The organism is Sphingomonas oligophenolica (assembly GCF_039522915.1).
Classification (GTDB): Bacteria; Pseudomonadota; Alphaproteobacteria; order Sphingomonadales; family Sphingomonadaceae; genus Sphingomonas; species Sphingomonas oligophenolica.
In genome coordinates this window covers 354,328-370,461 of sequence record NZ_BAAAEH010000047.1, presented here as the reverse complement: position 1 = coordinate 370,461, position 16,134 = coordinate 354,328, and the positions used below count along the sequence as shown (strand labels likewise).

General features: G+C 66.0%; 14 protein-coding genes. 9 read left to right on the top strand and 5 right to left on the bottom strand.

The features are described 5' to 3' along the window. The first annotated feature begins 25 nt into the window (after positions 1 to 25). The 3 genes from ABD050_RS23075 to ABD050_RS23065 are packed head-to-tail and all read left to right on the top strand — an operon-like array spanning position 26 to position 2,722. Positions 26 to 1,027 (top strand): DNA topoisomerase IB, encoded by a 1,002-nt coding sequence (locus tag ABD050_RS23075; protein ID WP_343891872.1) that lies wholly within the window; start codon positions 26 to 28, stop codon positions 1,025 to 1,027. Positions 1,028 to 1,031: 4 nt separating this feature from the next. Then, a complete protein-coding gene (locus ABD050_RS23070; protein ID WP_343891871.1) occupies positions 1,032 to 2,282 on the top strand; it encodes a mechanosensitive ion channel family protein in 1,251 nt (416 codons plus the stop codon). Next, positions 2,279 to 2,722 carry a nuclear transport factor 2 family protein gene (locus ABD050_RS23065; protein WP_343891870.1) on the top strand — a complete coding sequence of 148 codons (444 nt, stop codon included), beginning with the start codon at positions 2,279 to 2,281 and terminating at the stop codon, positions 2,720 to 2,722. Before ABD050_RS23070 ends, ABD050_RS23065 begins: the two co-directional genes overlap by 4 nt. On the opposite strand, the gene ABD050_RS23060 is transcribed toward ABD050_RS23065, so the two are convergent. Together ABD050_RS23060 and putA are read right to left on the bottom strand one after the other, a co-directional pair. Then, positions 2,723 to 3,217 (bottom strand): hypothetical protein, encoded by a 495-nt coding sequence (locus ABD050_RS23060; RefSeq protein ID WP_343891869.1) that lies wholly within the window; start codon positions 3,215 to 3,217, stop codon positions 2,723 to 2,725. It lies immediately after the preceding gene. 392 nt (positions 3,218 to 3,609) lie between these two features. Further along, the gene (putA, locus tag ABD050_RS23055) at positions 3,610 to 6,738 is read right to left on the bottom strand and encodes a bifunctional proline dehydrogenase/L-glutamate gamma-semialdehyde dehydrogenase PutA (protein WP_343891868.1); all 3,129 of its coding nucleotides are present in this window, start codon (positions 6,736 to 6,738) and stop codon (positions 3,610 to 3,612) included. Positions 6,739 to 6,832: 94 nt separating this feature from the next. Between putA and ABD050_RS23050 the strand changes: the two genes are divergently transcribed. The 3 genes from ABD050_RS23050 to ABD050_RS23040 all read left to right on the top strand — a co-directional run bounded on the left by ABD050_RS23050 (position 6,833) and on the right by ABD050_RS23040 (position 9,714). Beyond that, the gene (locus ABD050_RS23050) at positions 6,833 to 7,291 is read left to right on the top strand and encodes a MaoC family dehydratase (protein ID WP_343891867.1); all 459 of its coding nucleotides are present in this window, start codon (positions 6,833 to 6,835) and stop codon (positions 7,289 to 7,291) included. A 143-nt stretch (positions 7,292 to 7,434) separates the two neighbouring features. Continuing rightward, positions 7,435 to 8,613 (top strand): acetyl-CoA C-acyltransferase, encoded by a 1,179-nt coding sequence (locus ABD050_RS23045; protein ID WP_343891866.1) that lies wholly within the window; start codon positions 7,435 to 7,437, stop codon positions 8,611 to 8,613. Positions 8,614 to 8,757: 144 nt separating this feature from the next. Next, positions 8,758 to 9,714 carry a glucokinase gene (locus ABD050_RS23040; RefSeq protein ID WP_343891865.1) on the top strand — a complete coding sequence of 319 codons (957 nt, stop codon included), beginning with the start codon at positions 8,758 to 8,760 and terminating at the stop codon, positions 9,712 to 9,714. A 30-nt stretch (positions 9,715 to 9,744) separates the two neighbouring features. On the opposite strand, the gene ABD050_RS23035 is transcribed toward ABD050_RS23040, so the two are convergent. Both ABD050_RS23035 and ABD050_RS23030 read right to left on the bottom strand, forming a co-directional pair. Further along, on the bottom strand, positions 9,745 to 9,876 hold the full coding sequence (locus ABD050_RS23035; RefSeq protein WP_343891864.1) for a hypothetical protein: 132 nt from the start codon (positions 9,874 to 9,876) through the stop codon (positions 9,745 to 9,747). A 65-nt stretch (positions 9,877 to 9,941) separates the two neighbouring features. Beyond that, the gene (locus ABD050_RS23030; protein ID WP_343891863.1) at positions 9,942 to 11,174 is read right to left on the bottom strand and encodes a polyhydroxyalkanoate depolymerase; all 1,233 of its coding nucleotides are present in this window, start codon (positions 11,172 to 11,174) and stop codon (positions 9,942 to 9,944) included. 119 nt (positions 11,175 to 11,293) lie between these two features. Here ABD050_RS23030 and ABD050_RS23025 point away from each other — a divergent pair, with 119 nt between their 5' ends. From ABD050_RS23025 to ABD050_RS23015, 3 genes are all read left to right on the top strand, one after another. Next, positions 11,294 to 13,081, top strand: a complete 1,788-nt coding sequence (locus ABD050_RS23025; RefSeq protein ID WP_343891862.1) for an ABC transporter transmembrane domain-containing protein — start codon at positions 11,294 to 11,296, stop codon at positions 13,079 to 13,081. Between the two features lie 2 nt (positions 13,082 to 13,083). Further along, positions 13,084 to 14,526 carry an FAD/NAD(P)-binding protein gene (locus tag ABD050_RS23020; RefSeq protein ID WP_343891861.1) on the top strand — a complete coding sequence of 481 codons (1,443 nt, stop codon included), beginning with the start codon at positions 13,084 to 13,086 and terminating at the stop codon, positions 14,524 to 14,526. Positions 14,527 to 14,636: 110 nt separating this feature from the next. Beyond that, on the top strand, positions 14,637 to 15,800 hold the full coding sequence (locus tag ABD050_RS23015; RefSeq protein ID WP_343891860.1) for a saccharopine dehydrogenase family protein: 1,164 nt from the start codon (positions 14,637 to 14,639) through the stop codon (positions 15,798 to 15,800). Between the two features lie 8 nt (positions 15,801 to 15,808). On the opposite strand, the gene ABD050_RS23010 is transcribed toward ABD050_RS23015, so the two are convergent. Further along, entirely contained in the window at positions 15,809 to 16,123 is a 315-nt protein-coding gene (locus ABD050_RS23010) for a hypothetical protein (RefSeq protein ID WP_343891859.1), read from the bottom strand. Positions 16,124 to 16,134 lie beyond the last annotated feature (11 nt).

The following is a 16,134-nucleotide window of genomic DNA, read 5'->3' as shown; positions in this document are numbered from 1 at the left end:
CCTAAAGACCTAATGAAGGGCAGCCATGGCGAAGATCATCTATTGCGACGATAGCGAGCCCGGCATCACCCGGAGGAAGATCCGTCATGGCTGGGGCTATTATGATGTCGAGGGCAATCGAATCACTGACCGCGACGAGATCGACCGGCTGAACGCGGTCGGCCTGCCGCCCGCCTATCGCGACGCCTGGTATTGCCCGGACCCGAACGGCCATATCCAGGCGATCGGCTGGGACGAAAAGGGCCGCAAGCAATATCGCTATCACACCGAATTCCGCGAGACGCAGGAATCGGCGAAATATGAGCTCTGCGCCCCGTTCGGCCGGGCGCTGCCCAAATTGCGCGCGCGGGTGGAGGAGGATCTCGGGCGAAACGGGCTCGGCAAGGAGACCGCGGTCGCGGCGATCGTGCGGCTGCTCGATCTCGGCCATGTCCGGATCGGCAATGAAGGCTATGTGAAAGCGAACAATAGCTTCGGCGCGACCACGTTGCGCAAGCGCCACGCCGTGCTCAAAGGGCGAACGCTGAAGCTCCAGTACAAGGCCAAATCGGGCAAGCTGCGCATCCTGACCATCACCGACCGGTCGCTCAGCCGGTTCGTCAAGAAATGCCAGGATCTGCCCGGCCAGCATCTCTTCCGCTGGATCGACGCGGTTGGCGAAGCGCACCCGGTCACGTCGTCCGACGTCAACGCCTATATCCGCGATGCGACGGGCGAGGATTATTCGGCAAAGCATTTCCGCACCTGGGGCGCGAGCGTGTTCGCCTTCGAGGCGCTGGTGTCGGCAGATCACGACATCAGCCTGAAGACGATGCTCGAGCCGGTCACCGAGGCGCTCGGCAACACGCCGGCGATCGCGCGCAAATCCTATGTCCATCCGGCGCTGATCGCACTGGTCAAGGACGGGCAGGCCGCGCTACGATCAATGCCGATGCCCCGTGCCACTCAACATCTCTCGCGCGTCGAACGAGGCCTGATCGCCTTCCTCGAAAAGGGCGTCGTCGCGGCGCCGGCAAGGGCCGCCTGACTTCATGCCGGGTAACAGCAGCGCCCCGATCGTCCCGCCGATTCGCGTGCGGGACGTCAACAGCCAGTTCCAGGATCTGATCGCGTCGAGCTATACTTGGCTGATGGGGCACTGGGTCGAGATCCTCATCGCCGTCGGTATCGCGACCGTCATCGTTGCCGGTCTCTTCTTCCTGCGGGGCCTGGGTACCAGGCTATGCAGCCGGAGCCCCGGCCCGGCCGGCTGGGGCACGGTTTTCGGCCGGGCCATCGTCAGGACCGGCAATTTCTTCATCATCATGATCGCAGCCAAGCTGGTGGCCGGCTTTGCCAACGCGCCCCCGCAACTGGCCATGACGATCAACTTCCTGTTCACCGTCGCGGCCGTGTTCCAGGCCGCGATCTGGGCACGCGAGATCATTCTCGGTTCGATCGAGCTCCGCACCCATTCGGAAGAATATAGCGGCGAGGCGATCGGCAGCGCGATGGGCATCATCCGGCTGCTGGTGACCTTCGCGCTGTTCGCGATCGCGCTGATCGTGGTGCTCGACAATCTCGGCGTGAATGTCACCGGCCTGGTCGCCGGCCTTGGCGTCGGCGGCATCGCGATCGGCCTCGCGGCGCAGGGCATTTTTGCCGACCTGTTTGCCGCACTGGCGATCATCTTCGATCGGCCGTTCCGGCGTGGCGACGCGATCACCTATGACAAGTCGTCGGGTACGGTGGAGGCGATCGGGCTGAAATCGACCCGCATCCGCGCCGCCACCGGCGAAGAGCGGATCATCGCCAACCGGAACCTTCTCGACAAGGAGATCCTCAACAATTCGCAGCGCGAATATCGGCGGATTCAGTTCACCCTCGGCCTGGCGCAATGGACCCCGGTCGAGCAGATGGAGCGCCTGCCGGGCATGCTGCAGGAAATCGTCGAGGGTTGCGGGCGGAAATTCGTGCGCGCCGGCTTTATCGGCTTTGGTGACTCGAGCTACAATTTCGATGTCGAGTTCGATTCACCGACGGCGGCGTTCCAGGATTTCTTCGATGCGCGCCATGCGATCGGCCTCGGCATCATCAAGCGCTTGAATGCCGAGGGAATCGACCTCGCCTATCCGACCCAGACGGCGTTCACCGCAGCGCCACGGGGCGGGATGATCCCTCCTTATCCCGAGGCGGCGCTGTACGGCGAAAACGCCACGCCGATCGCCGACGACCCGACAACTACGGTCGAGCTGAAGCCGTCCGCCGACAGATCGGCCGTCGACGAGGATACCGGCCATTGACGGACGACCCGACGCTCATCGCAACGCCCGTCCCGGATCTTGCCGCGGTGGACGCATTGCGCGGAAGCATCGAAGCGATCGTCCGCGCTCACTTCGAAGCGTATCGCGACAGGCGGCGGGAGGACAGCGAAGCGCTGCTCGCCGATGATTTTACCTTCACCAGCCCTTATGACGATGCCATCGATCGCGACGCCTTCTTCGCGCGTTGCTGGCCTCCAGGGGAGCATTTCACCGATTTCCGGATCGAGCGGATCGTGGCCGACACGGGCGGCGCCTATATCACCTATATGGTCACCACTGACGAAGGGACCCAGTTCCGCAACACGGAATATCTGGCCGTCGCCGACGGCCAGATCCACAGCGCGGATGTCTATTTCGGCGCGACCTATGCGGGCGGATCGTTCGTCGCGAGGCAACCGGACGAGTCCGCGCCGGCATGATCACGCCATGACGGGCGCCTGACGGGCAATCCCCAGCGACGCGAGGAGGCCGTTCCAGCCCTCGACCGTCATCGCAGCCAGATACTCGCCCTGCATCGCCGGCGTCAGCACTTCGATCATCCGGCTGCCCTCGATCCAGAATTCGATCACGCCGAACACACCGCCGCGCTTGCGATATTTGGCGAGCCAGCCTTCGCGCTCGGCGATCGCGAACACGCTGGTCGCATCGAGGCGGGTAGCGATCGCGATATGAGTCGCCGACCGGCGATCCGGCGCGCCGGGGATGCCATGGGCGTCGGCATCGCCATCCCCCGGCACCAGCTCGGTGCCGCGCGGATAGACCTCGATGATCGTATTGCGGTCGTCGCCGGCAAGTGCGACCCAGCTGCCCTCGATGACGGGCGGAAACGGGGTCGCCTGCCCGTCCCACAACTCAGCGATCACCTCGGCGACATGCTGGGGATCATCGGCATCGATCGAAACGTGAAAGATCATGTGTAGCTCCAGAAGTTTCGGCACCGCCTCAAGCGGGCCTGGCGGAGCCGATTGTCCGTCCGTCGTCCTGGATGAACCGGGATGCGACCAGGGTGCGCCGGATCGACCAAATTGCGACCAATCATGCACCATGACCGCGTTGCGCGGTCACTTGGTGCCCCCGTCGCCCTCAAGCGTATCGCGATTGCGGCCGAACACCTTGCCGATCCAGCGCCGCATCGTCGCCTCCAAAGATGCGACCTCGCATGCGCCGGGATCGCGACGTCACCCGTCTGTTTGTGCAGGCTCCTTTCGAACTGGGCCATTTCCGGCGAAATCTTCGGACCTGACGGTCCCGACTCGTCCTGCGCACCCGCCGGCACCGCCGAGCCGATGCCAGGCCGAAAAGGCCCTTAAATCCCGCCCTCGTCAAGCGAGAGCAATGTCGCATTGCCGCCGGCGCTGGTCGTATCGATCGACACCGCGCGCTCCGCCACGAAGCGGTAGAGGTAATGCGGGCCGCCCGCCTTGGGGCCGGTGCCCGACAGACCTTCGCCACCGAACGGTTGCGAGCCGACGACCGCACCGATCATCGAGCGGTTGACATAGAGATTGCCGACCGCGGCCTGCGCTTCGGCGACCTCGGCGGCGCGGGCGATGCGGCTGTGCAGCCCCATTGTCAGGCCGTAGCCTTTGGCGTTCACCCGGGCGATCGTCTCGGCCAGCTTGCCCGCCGGCCAGGTCGCGACATGAAGGACGGGACCGAACCATTCGCGATCGAGATCCTCGATTCTGTCGAGCCGGATCAGCGTCGGCGGGACGAACAGGCCGTCAGCGGGCACGGCAAGTGTCTTGAGCGTCTGGCCGGCCTTGCTGTCGCGATAGGCCATCAGCCTGTCATATGCCGCCTGATCGATCACCGGCCCGACATCAGTGGCTGGATCGGCCGGATCGCCGAGGCGGAGCAGGTCCATCGCACCCTTCAGCATCTCGATCGTCGTCGCGGCGATCTCTTCCTGCACGAGCAGCAGCCGGAGCGCCGAGCAGCGCTGCCCGGCCGAGCGAAACGCGGAGGTGACGACATCAGCGACCACCTGCTCGGGAAGCGCGGTCGAATCGACGATCATCGCGTTGATGCCGCCGGTCTCGGCGATCAGCGGGACGATCGGGCGGCTCTCGTCTTCGAGCAGCGAGCGGGCGATCTTGCGCGCGGTGGCGGTCGAGCCGGTGAAGGCGACGCCCATGATGCGGGGATCGGCGGTCAACGCGGCACCGATCTCGGGGCCACCAGGAACGAGGATCAGCGCGTCCTTCGGCACGCCGGCCTGGTGCGCGAGGTCGACCGCCGCCGCGGCGATGCGCGGGGTCTGCGGCGCGGGCTTGGCCACGACGCTGTTGCCGGCGACCAGGGCCGCGACCGTCTGGCCGAGGAAGATCGCCAGCGGGAAATTCCACGGCGCGATCGTCGCCCAGACGCCGCGCCCATCGAGATGGAGCATGTTGCGCTCACCGGTCGGGCCGGGAAGCTCGACCGACTGGAGGCCGTCGCGTGCCTGTTGCGCATAATAGCGGCAGAAATCGACTGCCTCGCGGACTTCACCGAGGGCGTCGGGGATCGTCTTGAAAGCTTCCTGCACGGCGATCGCCATGAGGGTATCGCGGTTGGTTTCGAGGAGGTCGGCGAGGCGCTCGATGATAGCGGCGCGGTCCGGGACAGGCGTCGCTGACCAGGCAGGGAAAGCCGCGTGGGCACGGGAGATGGCGGCGGCGACCCCATCATCCCCCTCCCGCTTGCGGGAGGGGTTAGGGGAGGGCGTGTCCGCAAGGGAGGAACTGCTTGTTTTGACAGGCCCTCCCCCAGCCCAGTGGCCTGAGCCGTCGGGGTCAACCATGCCCCCGGCATGGTTGAGGGATGGCCGGGGGCCATCCCGACCCCGACGGCTCAGGCCACTCGCAAGCGGGAGGGGAGAGGAAACGGCGCGAGCCGTCGCCCGCAACACTTCGCGATCTGCCAAATCCAACCCGGCACTGTTCTTCCGGTCCCCGAACAGATTCTCCGGCAAGGGAATGCTCGGATGCCGAGCGCCGCTCACTGCTGCGATCTTTGCGACCGGGTCAGCCAGGATTTCAGCTTCGGTCAGCCGCTCATCCGCCAACTGGTGCACGAAGCTCGAATTCGCCCCATTCTCGAGCAACCGGCGCACCAGATAGGCAAGCAGATCGCGATGCCCACCGACCGGCGCATAGATGCGGGTATGATAGCCGTTCTCGGCGACCAGCCGCTCGTAGAGCCCGTCCCCCATGCCGTGCAGCCGCTGGAATTCGAAATCGCGGCTGTTGCCAGCCCATTCCATGATCGTCGCGACCGTCAGCGCATTGTGGCTGGCAAAAGCCGGGCGGATATTCTTCGCGTCGAGCATGTCGCGCGCGACTGCGAGATAGGACACATCGGTCGCTGCCTTGCGGGTGAACAACGGATAGTCGCTCAGCCCCTCGACCTGGGTGCGCTTGATCTCGCTGTCCCAATAGGCGCCCTTGACGAGACGGACGTTCATCAGCCGGTCGAGCGAATTCGCCCACGCGACCACGGGACGCGCGCGCTTGCCATAAGCCTGCACCGCCATGCCGAACCCGTCCCAGCCCTTGAGGCTCGGCAGCGCGGCGACCGCGCCGATGATGTCGAGGCTCATCTCGAGCCGCTCGGATTCCTCGGCGTCGACGGTGAGCGCAATGCCCTTCCCCGCGGCTTGAATCGCAAGCGCCTCGAGCATCGCGGTGAGCTCCGGCACGCAGCGATCCCATTGCGGCACCTCGTAGCGCGGATGGAGCGCCGAGAGCTTCACCGAGATCGAATGCCCCGCCGCGGGGTCATCGCCGACTGCGTCGATCGCATCGGTATAGGCACGGAAATAGCGCTCGGCATCGGCCTGGGTCCGGGCCGCCTCGCCGAGCATGTCGAAGCTCGCGGTGAAGCCCTTGTGCTCGGGTCGCCGCATCCGCTTCATCGCTTCCTCGATGGTGCGGCCCATCACGAAGATCTCGCCCATCATCCGCATCGCGGCACCCACTGCCTGGCGCACGAACGGCTCGCCGGCGCGACTGATCAGCCTGCGGAGAGCGCCCTGCTGCTCGCCCTCACCGACCAGCACGCGCCCAAGGACGAGCCCCCAGGTGGCGGAGTTGACCAGGGTTGAGTTGGATTTGCCGGTGTGCGCGCGCCAATCGGCATCGCCAAGCTTGTCGGCGATCAGCAGATCGGCGGTCTCGGGATCAGGCACGCGCAGGAACGCTTCTGCGAGTGACAGCAATGCCACGCCTTCCGAGGAGTTGAGGCGATATTCCTGCAGGAACTGGTTGACCCAGCCCCTGCCCTGCGCCGCGCGAAGATCGGCGAGCAACCCGAGTGCATGGCCCATCACCCGTTCGCGCGACTCGGGGGTCAGCGCGGCGCGGTCAAGTAGCGGCTTTAGAACCTCGGGTTCGGGCGCGCGGTGCAGCGCAGTCATGGATTTACGGGCAGTGGACGCTATGTCTGCGGTCATATTCAGGTTTCCGGTCGGGTGAGGCTTGCGTGAAATGTCGGTGCGCGCCTAGAGGGCGGATGCGCTATGCGCCAAACCGGTATCGAGGGAAACCATGCCGATAATTACCGTGCAGGAAATGCCAGGCCGGATCGGCACCGAGACGGTGTCCGACTGGGTCGAAGTGACTCAGGAGATGATCGACAAATTCGCCGACGCGACCGGCGACCATCAGTTCATCCATGTGAACCCCGAAATGGCGAAGATGACGCCGTTCGGTGGGACGATCGCGCACGGTTTCCTCACTCTGTCACTGATGCCGTTGCTCGCCAGCAAAGTGCCCGACGCGCCACAGATCCAGGGTGTGAAGATGGGCGTGAACTATGGGGGCAACAAGGTTCGCTTCCTGCAGCCGGTCCGTTCCGGCAAGCGAGTCCGCGGTCGGTTCAAGCTGCTCGAATTCGCCGAGAAGCGCCCCGGCCAGTGGCAGCAGACCAACGAGTTCACCGTCGAGATCGAGGGCGAGGAAAAGCCGGCGATGATCGCCGAATGGATCAGCCAGATTTTCGTGTGATTTCTTCTTCTCCCCCTCCCGCTTGCGGGAGGGGGTCGGGGGGTGGGCACCCGCTCTCCGCACCTGCTTCGCCTGCTCAGGCCGGGCGCCCACCCCCAACCCCTCCCGCAAGCGGGAGGGGAGCTTAGAAAGGACCTATCCCCATGCGTTCAGCCGTCATCGTTTCCACCGCCCGCACCCCGATCGGCCGCGCCTATCGCGGCGCATTCAACAACCTGCCCTCGCCGACGCTGGCCAGCCATTCGATCCGGGCCGCCGTCGAGCGCGCCGGGATCGATCCGGCCGAGGTCGATGACGTGGTTTTCGGCTGCGCGCTCCAGCAGGGCCATCAGGCCGGCAATATCGCGCGCACCTCGTTGCTCCGCGCCGGGCTCCCGGTCAGCGTCGCCGGCATGTCGGTCGACCGGCAATGCTCGTCCGGGCTGATGGCGATCTCGATCGCGGCAAAGCAGATCATCACCGACAATATGGACATCACGATCGGCGGCGGCGTCGAATCCATCTCGCTGGTCCAGACGCCCAAGATGAATGTCGCGCCCGACCCCGAGCTGATCGCGATGCACAAGGACATCTATATGCCGATGCTCGGCACCGCCGAGGTCGTCGCCAAGCGCTACAATATCAGCCGCGACGCGATGGACGAATATGCCCTCCAGTCGCAGCAGCGCACCGCCGCCGCCCAGGCCGCGGGCTATTTCGACAAGGAGATCGTGCCGGTTACCGCAACCATGGCGATCGTCAACAAGGAGACCAAGGAGGTCACCTACAAGGAAGTGACGCTCGCCAAGGACGAGGGCAATCGCCCCGACACCACGCTGGAGGGTCTGAAGTCGCTGCCGCCGGTGATGGGCCCGGGCATGACGATCACCGCCGGCAACGCCAGCCAGCTGTCGGACGGCTCCTCGTCTTCGGTGCTGATGGAGGAGAAGCTGGCCGAGAAGCGGGGACTTCAGCCGCTCGGGCGTTATGTCGGCATGGCGGTTGGCGGCACCGAGCCCGACGAAATGGGCATCGGCCCGGTCGTCGCGATCCCGAAGCTGCTGCAGCGCTTCAACCTCAAGATGGACGATATCGGCCTGTGGGAGCTGAACGAGGCGTTCGCCGTCCAGGTGCTCTATTGCCGCGACAAGCTCGGCATCCCGAACGAGCTGCTCAACGTCTCGGGCGGCGCGATCTCGATCGGCCACCCCTATGGCATGACCGGCGCGCGCGCGACCGGCCATGCGCTGATCGAAGGCAAGCGCCGCGGCGCGAGATATGTGGTGGTGACGATGTGCATCGGCGGTGGCCAGGGCGCCGCCGGGCTGTTCGAAGTCCTGTAATGCCTCGGAGGGTGCGGGCATCGACCGGCACCCTCCCAACCCGTCCCGCGTGATCCCCCGCCGTTATCAACTAGGTAATGCCCCAGCGCTATGATAGCGGTCCCATGGAGACCTTCCCTACAGGAAGGCGGGGAGGAGAACCGGATGTCGGGGGATGAAGTTGGATTGGTTGCGGATATCGGCCGCCAATCGGTAAGGTTTGCGCTGACCGGCGGGTCGGCCGGCATCGCACCGCGCGACCTGCGCAGCTACCACACGGCTGAACATGCGACCTTCACGAGCGCCTTGCTCGCCTATCTCGACGAGGTGGGCTTGCGCGATTCGACGATCGCCAGCGTGCTGGCGGTCGCCGGCGCGGCGCGGGGCGACCTTATCAATCTCACCGGCAGCCGCTGGTATATCTCGCTGTCGGGGGTCGAGGCAGTCCTTCGCATCCGCCCCCGCGCACTGAACGAATGTGCCGCGACCGCGCTTGCGCTCACCACGCTCACCCAGAGCGCATTCACCCCGATCGGCGCTCAACCGACGCGGCTGGTCCAGCCGGGTGGAAATTATGTCGTGGTAAGCGTCGGCACCGGGCTCGGCGTTGCGGCGCTCGTCACCGGCACCGATGGCCGCCTGGGGCCGGTTCAGACCGAGGCGGGACATATCAGCTTCTCGCCGAGCGGCCCCGATGAAGAGAAGTTCGCCGCCTATCTCAAGGTGCGTGGGCCCGCCAGCGCGGAATCGCTGCTCAGCGCGCCGGGACTGGTCGCCGCCTATGCCGCCCTCGCCGACGGCGGCAAAACCCTGGCGACGCCCGAGGAGGTAACCCGCGCGGCGGGACGCGATCCGGTCGCCACTGCCGTCGTGCGGATGTTTGCCGGCTATCTCGGCGCGTTTATCGGCGATCTCGTCCTCGCCTTCGGCGCCTGGGAAGGAGTCTATCTGACCGGCCCGATCACGCGCGCCCTTCAGGTCCACCTCGCCGATGCCCGCTTCCGGCATCGGATCGAGGCGAAGGATGCGTTCAGGCGGCAACTGGGCGACGTGCCGGTGTCGATCGTCAACCGGTCCGATCTCGAACTGCTCGGCGCGGCCGCCCTGCTTCAGCAGAACTGAGAAAGGGCGGGCTCGTTGCCCGCCCATTGATCAGCGATAAGGGCGATCATGGCCATGGTGATGGCCATGCCGGTCGCTATCATGGCCCGGGTGGCCGTAGCGACATGCCGAGACCGCAAAACCGGCCAGCAGCATCGCCAGAACGATCGTGACTCTGCGCATCCTGTCTCTCCGATGATGCGCTCAACCGGCGGCACCCGCTCGGGGTTCCGCCATGGTGAAAATGGTCAGGCGTTCGCCGCCATCCACTCCTCGAGCACCGGCGCGATCGTGTTGCGCCATTTGCTGCCATTGAAGATGCCATAATGGCCGGCACCCTTCGCCATCAGATACTTCTTCTTGGATTCGGGCAGCTTGGTCGCCAGCGTCAGCGCCGCTTTGGTCTGGCCCAGGCCGGAAATGTCGTCGCGCTCGCCCTCGATCGCGAGGATCGCAATATCGGTGATCGCAGCCGGATCCACCAGGCGCCCGCGATGAGTCATCGTGCCCATCGGCAGCGCGTGCGCCTGGAAGACCACATCGATCGTCTGGAGGTAGAATTCGGCGGTCATGTCGCAGACCGACCGATATTCCTCGTAGAAATCCTTGGTGGTGTTGGCGCTGTCCTCGTCGCCCTGCACCAGGTGCTTGAACATCTCGTAATGCGATTGCATGTGGCTGCCGAGGTTCATCGTCATGAAGCCGGTCAGCTGCAGAAAGCCCGGATAGACCTTGCGGCCCGCGCCGGGATAGGTCGCCGGGATCGTCGCGATGACATTCTGGACGAACCAGCTGTGCGGCCGCTCGGTCGCCAGCGTGTTGACGGCGGTCGGCGCCTCGCGGGTGTCGATCGGGCCGCCCATCATCGTCAGCGTCTTCGGCCGGCAGGGATTCTTGTCGGCGCTCATCAGGCAGGCGGCGGCATAGCAGGGCACCGAGGGCTGGCACACGGCGAGCATATGAGAGCCCCCCTCGTTCTCATTGGGGCCAATCAGCTCCATGAACTCGATGAGATAATCGATATAATCGTCGAGATCGAAAGTCCCGTCGCTCAGCGGGACGAGCTTCGCGTCGCGCCAGTCGGTGATGTAGACATCCGCGACCGGGAGCATCCGCTCGACCGTACCGCGCAACAGCGTTGCGTAGTGACCCGACATCGGCGCGACGATGAGCAGCTTCGGCCCCGAGGTTACGCCTTCGCGGACGAAATGCTTGAGCTGGCCGAACGGCTTGCGCAGCACGATCTCCTCGGTGACGCCGACATCCTTGCCGTCGATGATCGTACGATCGAGCCCGAATTCAGGCTTGCCGCGCGGTGCCGCCGCATGCGCGAACACCTCGAGCGCCGAACTGATGATCGACCCGCCGCCGAAATAGGCGAAGGGGTTCGCCGGATTGTTGAGCATCCCCGCGCCGAAATTGGCCATCGCGCTGGCGCCGGCCAGCATGGATTTCTGCATTTCATAGGCGTCGTAGAGCATGGGATACCCAATATTGGAAAACGGTTTATCGCTATCAAGACATTGGGTGTGCATTGCAACATAAACAATCATCCTCGTGCCCCGTTGAGGGACCCTGCGCACCCTGCTAGGCGCTGCGCATGGCCGATCCCGCATCTGCGTCACCCACTCCTGCGCCATCGCAACGGTCGCTCGGCAACCTCAAGATGGTATGGGACCATACGGTCCGTTACCCGCGCCAGATAGCGACCGCGCTTGCCGCGCTGGTCACCACCTCAGTCGCGACCATTGCGATTCCCTGGCTGTTCAGGAAGGTCGTGGATACCGGCTTCGGCCACGGCTCGGCGGACACGGTCACCAGCCTGTTCCACGACATGCTGGTCATCGTCGTCATCCTCGCCTTGGCGACCGCGGTGCGCTTCTATTACGTTTCCTGGCTGGGCGAGCGAGTCGTCGCCGATATCCGCGCCGCGGTGCAGCGGCACCTCCTGACCCTCGCCCCACGCTTCTTCGAGGAGAATCGGCCCTCGGAAATCTCCTCGCGGCTGACCTCGGACACATCGCTGATCGAGCAGGTCGTCGGCACGACTGCCTCGGTGGCGCTGCGGAACAGCTTCACCGGCGTCGGCGGCCTGATCTATCTGTTCACCATCTCGCCCAAGCTCACCGGCATGCTGATCCTGGGCATTCCTGTCATCATCATGCCGATCGTTCTGATGGGCCGCCGCGTCCGCACTTATTCGCGCACCTCGCAGGACCGCGTCGCTGATGTCGGCTCGATCGCGACCGAGACGCTGGGCGCGATGAAGATCGTCCAGGCATTCGGCCAGGAGGAGCGCGAAGGCGCCCGTTTCAAGGCAGCGGTCGACGCAACCTTCGCCGCCGCCAAGCGCCGCATCGCACTACGCGCGGTCATGACCGCGATCGTGATCGGCCTGATCTTCGGATCGATCACGCTGGTGTTGTGGGAAGGCGCGGTCGACGTTCAGGCCGGGCGGATCAGCGGCGGATCGATTGCCGCATTCGTCCTGACCGGGGCGGTCGTCGCCGGCGCATTTGGCAGCCTGACCGAGGTTTATGGCGACCTGCTACGCGGCGCGGGCGCGGCCGGACGGCTGTCCGAACTGCTTTCCGAAGTCTCCGACATTCGCGCCCCGGCAAACCCGACCCCCCTGCCCGTGCCGCCGCTCGGGGCGATCGTGTTCGATCATGTCACCTTCCGCTACCCGACGCGGCCCGAGGTCTCGGCGCTCGACGATTTCTCGCTCTCGGTCCGGCCGGGCGAGACGGTAGCGGTGGTCGGCCCGTCCGGTGCGGGCAAGACGACCCTCTTCCAGCTGATCCAGCGCTTCTACGATCCCGACAGCGGCACCATGCTGCTCGACGGCGTGCCGTTGCCGCAGGCCGATCCGGGCGAGGTCAGGCGCCGCATCGCGATGGTGCCCCAGGAAACGGTGATCTTCGGCGCCTCGGCGCGTGACAATCTCCGGTACGGCAAATGGGAGGCGAGCGACGATGAGCTCTGGGCGGCCGCCGAAGCTGCCAATGCCGCCGAGTTCCTTCACAAGCTGCCCAAGGGCCTCGACACCTTCATGGGCGAAGGCGGCGCGCGCCTTTCGGGTGGCCAGCGGCAACGCATGGCGATCGCCCGCGCGCTGCTCCGCGATTCGCCGATCCTGCTGCTCGACGAAGCGACCAGCGCGCTCGATGCCGAGAGCGAACGGCTGGTGCAGGAAGCGCTCGAACGGCTGATGGAGAATCGCACGACCCTCGTCATCGCGCACCGCCTCGCGACCGTCCGCGCGGCCGAACGAATCATCGTCATGAATGACGGCCGCATCGTCGAGAGCGGCACCCATGCCAGCCTGATCGGCCAGAGCGGCCTGTACGCGCGGCTCGCCAGCCTCCAGTTCAGCGAAGCGGCCTGACCTTGGGCACCCCGCTACCGGTTCACAGCGTCGCGGTCATCGGCGGCGGCCTTTCAGGCACCTTGTTCGGGCTGAAGCTCGCAACGGCGCGCCCGGATTACCGCGTGATCGTGATCGAGGCGACGCGACGGCTCGGCCGGGGCCTTGCCTATGGCGCGTGCACGCCACGGCATCTGCTCAACGTACCGATCAGCCGGATGGAAGTGGGCCTGGCGCCTGGCTTCGCGGACTGGCTGACAACCAACCCCGCCGCGCAAGACGAGCTGGCGGCCGCGATCGCGGAAAGCGGCGGCGACCTGCAGAGCGTATTCATGCCACGCGCCCTGTTCGGCGCCTATCTCGAGGAGCGGCTCGAGGACGCGATCATCACCGGGCCGGGCCCCGGCCTGACGGTCGTGCGCGGCGAGGCGATCGGGCTGCTGGCCCGACCGGCCCGCGGCGTCCGCCTCAGTGACGGGCGCGAGATTGCGGCTGACACGATCGTGCTCGCGACCGGCAATCTTGCACCGGGCGCGCCCGGTGGCCCCGATCGCTGGCTCTATGACAGCAATGCCTTCGTGCCCGACCCCTGGGCGCCCGACGCCTTCGATGGCGTGGCGGCGGACGATCCCCTGCTCCTGCTCGGCACCGGGCTGACGACGGTCGACATCGTGCTGAAGCTCGGCGCGGCCGGCCATCGGGGGCCGATCCTCGCCACCTCGCGCCGCGGCCTGCTGCCGCAGGTCCATGAAGCGGGCGGCGCCTGGCCCGCTTTCCTCGAAGCCGCCCTTCCCGCCTCTCCGCGCGCGCTGATGCGGCTGGTCCGCGCGCAGGTCGCTGCCGCCGAGGCCCAGGGCGTTCCGTGGCAGCGCGTGTTCGATGCGGCGCGCCCCGCCATTCCGGCAGTGTGGGGCAACTGGTCGATCCGCGAGAAGCGCCAATTCCTCCGCCATCTCCGCACGCGCTGGGATGTCCACAGGCACCGCATGGCGCAGCGCATCGCCGATGCCTTGCAGGCGGAGATGGGGAAGGGCCGTCTCGAAGTCCTGGCCGGGCGCCTACGCGGCTATCGACGGACGGTCGATGGGATCGAAGTCACCCTCGCGCCTCGCGCCGGCGGCGAGCGGCGCTTCACGGCGGCGCGCATCGTCAACTGCACCGGCCCGCGCCGCGATGTGGGCGGGCTCGCCATCCCGCTCATCGCCGATCTGCGCGACCAGGGTCTCGCCATTCCCGACGCGCTCGGCCTTGGCCTCGAAACCGAAAATTGCGCGCTGCTCGACAGCAGCCACCGGCCCTCGACCTGGCTTTTTGCGCTGGGGGCGCTGACGTGCCCGCAATGGTGGGAGATCACTGCAGTTCCCGAGATAGCGGTTCAGGTCGACCGGCTCGTCGGGCAGCTGGCCAATCCCGAAGCGGTGCAGCTCAGCGCAGGCGATTTCCTCGATCTCGGTGCGGGGATTTAGGCCAATTCGTCATGCCGGACTTGTTCCGGCATCAACCGTGCCGCACACTCCGTCATCGCTCATCGAGCGGTGCGGCCGGACCGTATTCGGGATGACGACAGGAGAGAGTGATGCGCGATTTCGATATCATCGTGTACGGCGCAACCGGCTTTACCGGCCGTCTCGTCGCCGAGTATCTGATCCAGGCCTATGCCGGCACCGCCGTACCGCGCTGGGCGATGGCGGGCCGGTCGCTCTCCAAGTTGCAGGAAGTGCGCGACGAGATCGGCGCGCCGGCCGATATTCCCCTGCTCACCGCCAATTCCGACGACCCGGCGAGCCTCAAGGCGCTGTGCGAGCGGACGGCGGTGATGCTCACCACCGTCGGCCCCTATCAGCTCTATGGCAGCGATCTCGTCGCGGCCTGCGCCGAGACCGGCACCGCCTATGTCGATCTGTGCGGCGAGCCCGCCTGGATGCGCCACATGATCGACGCCCATCACGAGACAGCCAAGCGCACCGGTGCGCGGATCGTCTTTTCGTGCGGGTTCGATTCGATCCCGTTCGATCTCGGCGTGCTTGCGCTGCAGGACGCGGCGAAGGCCAAGTTCGGCAAGCCGGCCCCGCGGGTGAAGTGCCGGGTGCGCAAGATGCAGGGCGGTTTCTCGGGCGGCACCGCAGCGAGCCTCAAGGCGACGCTCGCCGCGGCCGCGCGCGATCCCTCGATCGTCGGCCTGCTCACCAACCCCTTCTCGCTGACCCCCGGCTTTCACGGCCCGAGCCAGCCGCTTGGCCTGCTCCCCGAATATGACCGGACGATCGAGGCCTGGGTCGCGCCCTTCATCATGGCGCCGATCAACACCAAGAATGTCCACCGCACCAACTTCCTGCTCGGCGAGGCGTACGGTGCCGACTTCGTCTATGACGAGATGATCGTCGCCGGGCTCGGCGATATCGGCAAGGCAGCGGCCGAGGCGATCGCGAAGATCAATCCGCTCTCCAGCGACAAAGCGCCCAAGCCGGGCGAGGGGCCGTCAAAGGAAGAGCGCGACAATGGCTATTACGACATCCTGTTCATCGGCGAGATGCCCGACGGGAAGCGCGTCGACTCAGTCGTGACCGGCGACCGGGATCCGGGCTATGGATCGACCAGCAAGATGATCGCCGAGACCGCCTTGTGCCTGGTGCAGGATGTGAAGGGCGATGGCGGGATCTGGACGCCCGGCGCCCTGATGGGCGAGACGCTGATCAAGCGGCTGCAGGCCAAGGCAGGGCTGACCTTCCGGGCCGGGTAGCGTCTTCCTCAGCTGAGCAGGCCGATCCCCACCCCCGCCGCCAGCGCCGTCGCCAGGCCGGCAAGCATGATCCGCATGCGCTTGCGCCGGCTGCGCTGATAGGCGTCGAGCTTCGGCGCATCGATATACCAGGTGCCATTGGCGGCAGCGACGACGACGCCATTCTCGCGCAGCCGTTCGAAGAGCTTCTCCTCCATCCGGTGTTCGGGGGTGAAGCTGACCGCCTTGTCGGCTGACACTGCGTTCCGCGACAGGAAATGCGAGATCACGCGGCGCCGTGCCCGCGCCATCGCCGCTGCTACGCCCGCTGTTGCGCCACCCATTGCACTCTCCC

Excerpts from the sequence above, each read along its gene's own strand:
- ABD050_RS23050 (WP_343891867.1), top strand. The coding sequence starts at position 6,833 with ATGCCGATAATTACCGTGCAGGAAATGCCAGGCCGGATCGGCACCGAG.
- ABD050_RS23075 (WP_343891872.1), top strand. The coding sequence starts at position 26 with ATGGCGAAGATCATCTATTGCGACGATAGCGAGCCCGGCATCACCCGG.
- ABD050_RS23040 (WP_343891865.1), top strand. The coding sequence starts at position 8,758 with ATGTCGGGGGATGAAGTTGGATTGGTTGCGGATATCGGCCGCCAATCG.
- ABD050_RS23070 (WP_343891871.1), top strand. The coding sequence starts at position 1,032 with ATGCCGGGTAACAGCAGCGCCCCGATCGTCCCGCCGATTCGCGTGCGG.
- ABD050_RS23035 (WP_343891864.1), bottom strand. The coding sequence starts at position 9,876 with ATGCGCAGAGTCACGATCGTTCTGGCGATGCTGCTGGCCGGTTTTGCG.
- ABD050_RS23030 (WP_343891863.1), bottom strand. The coding sequence starts at position 11,174 with ATGCTCTACGACGCCTATGAAATGCAGAAATCCATGCTGGCCGGCGCC.
- ABD050_RS23045 (WP_343891866.1), top strand. The coding sequence starts at position 7,435 with ATGCGTTCAGCCGTCATCGTTTCCACCGCCCGCACCCCGATCGGCCGC.
- putA (WP_343891868.1), bottom strand. The coding sequence starts at position 6,738 with ATGACCGCAGACATAGCGTCCACTGCCCGTAAATCCATGACTGCGCTG.
- ABD050_RS23060 (WP_343891869.1), bottom strand. The coding sequence starts at position 3,217 with ATGATCTTTCACGTTTCGATCGATGCCGATGATCCCCAGCATGTCGCC.
- ABD050_RS23025 (WP_343891862.1), top strand. The coding sequence starts at position 11,294 with ATGGCCGATCCCGCATCTGCGTCACCCACTCCTGCGCCATCGCAACGG.
- ABD050_RS23010 (WP_343891859.1), bottom strand. The coding sequence starts at position 16,123 with ATGGGTGGCGCAACAGCGGGCGTAGCAGCGGCGATGGCGCGGGCACGG.
- ABD050_RS23015 (WP_343891860.1), top strand. The coding sequence starts at position 14,637 with ATGCGCGATTTCGATATCATCGTGTACGGCGCAACCGGCTTTACCGGC.